This is a genomic window from Paenibacillus sp. P4_A7 (genome assembly GCF_056402455.1).
This window is the reverse complement of sequence record NZ_JBFUHJ010000721.1, coordinates 1-1,705: the sequence shown is the minus strand read 5'-3', so window position 1 is coordinate 1,705 and position 1,705 is coordinate 1. Positions and strand designations below refer to the sequence as shown.

2 protein-coding genes are annotated in these 1,705 nt (G+C 37.0%); both read right to left on the bottom strand.

Translation table 11 applies throughout. From position 1 onward, the window contains the following. Positions 1 to 172: 172 nt before the first annotated feature. Positions 173 to 637, bottom strand: coding sequence for a GNAT family N-acetyltransferase (locus AC1DWN_RS33385; protein WP_477563126.1), 465 nt, complete (start codon positions 635 to 637; stop codon positions 173 to 175). A gap of 44 nt (positions 638 to 681) precedes the next feature. Continuing rightward, positions 682 to 1,705 (bottom strand): hypothetical protein (locus AC1DWN_RS33380; protein ID WP_477563125.1); only part of this gene is annotated, 1,024 nt, incomplete at its 5' end.

Sequence of the window (1,705 nt, the reverse complement as noted above, 5' to 3'; positions counted from 1 at the left end):
ATGTATAATATACCCATATTATACCATGTGAGTTGACCTGATGATATCCATTCTGGAAATAGTATCCGTATAAGTGTTGGGGTGGCTTGATTTAAACCAAAAGAAACCGCCCTTAAAATGAGCGGTTAATTGAGCTATCATGTTCCATTTAACAAGTTAAATAAGGATAAGCTTATTCCCCAATGATTAGTCTGTATATAGGTTGCTGATAACTATTTTCTTTGTTTTGGCTTATAAAGCCAGCCCTTTCATACAAAAGAATAGCTCGTTCATTTTCTTTTTCTACCGTTAAAGATATGATATTACATGTAGGATGTTTTTCTCTTATAAAATCGATTATTTTATTTAAAGAACATTTTCCATATCCTTTACCTTGGAAATTCTTATCAATTTGAAATCCTCCAATCCAGTAATTATTCTCACTTTTCGGTGTATAGCTAATATAAAATGTACCAATAATTTTATTGTCTTCATATAAAACGTAAGGGTCTAAAGCCTCGTCCCATGGTTTTATATAAGCAAAAGCAAGCGACTCAACGATATTGGGGACAAAATCTTTTTGGTTTTCGTGGACGGATAGTTTAAAAGCTTCTTCCCAGTTGTCCTTTGTAATTTCTTTAATCGTTATCTCATACATTTTTTATCAATCCTCTTCGTCCCATTTGTTCGATTAAACAATAATCAATCTCTATTATTAATAAAAATCTCAAAATCAGCGACCGAACTAAACTTATTCATCGGTACATCTTCTGATCTAAGTTGATTTTCTAACTTCTCGATAATCTTCAGAACGGCTAGCCGCAGCGGTTCGAGATCTGCTGGATCCAAAAGAGCAGAAAGATCCGGATACCCATATCGATTATAAAACTCTCGGTACTCCCCCAAATCGAATAATCCAGGCCAGTGTCCTTTTTCGGCAGCGTACAATCTCCGAGCCAATCCATCTTGAACACCTATGGCGACGAAAAATGCAGTTTCATAATGACCTTTTTCGCAAGCGGTTAAGAGTTTATTGAACATTCCTCTTTCCTCTTCGTAGTAACCCTTCATATGATCTTTATAGGATCGTATGCCTTCCTGACTAGGTTTCTTCGACGAAACTAAATGCAAAGTGTCTGTAGTCAGTTGCTCACAAGCATGAGTAATTTCAACTACAGAATTACTGAACATAATTGTATCGAGATATTGGTTCAGTTGATCTGGCTTTAGAGGCAGATTATTGACTTGCTCACGATAATGGCCCCAGCTTCGTTTATAGAAAGTTTGGTTCAACAATGCTAGACATCTAAAAATGTCACTAGTAATGTCATATGCCAGCATTCGACAGTATGATAAATCCATAGAGTTCCCAGCAAGTCGACAAATATTTAAGTTGGAGTAGCAATCACGCAATACATCTTCGGATTTATTTATCAATGTCAATAAATTTGATGGCTCACTCATCGAAGCTATAGTTTCTCGAAGCTGCATGAATCTGACACGGTCCTCGTCTGACCGCACATATAATAGTTCACAGTCTGCAATTATTGTCGTTTTCCATTCTTCGAATCTCGCCATTCCGTTAGCCCGATCCCAATCTATAGGCCAGAAATCAAAACTTATCCCATCAATTATGAATTGTACTTCAAGTTCACGCCCTCTGGGCGTTGCAGGTATAAAGAAAAAGTCCAAATCCGACCTTTCTGTGGCCCTTCCTTGCAAATAC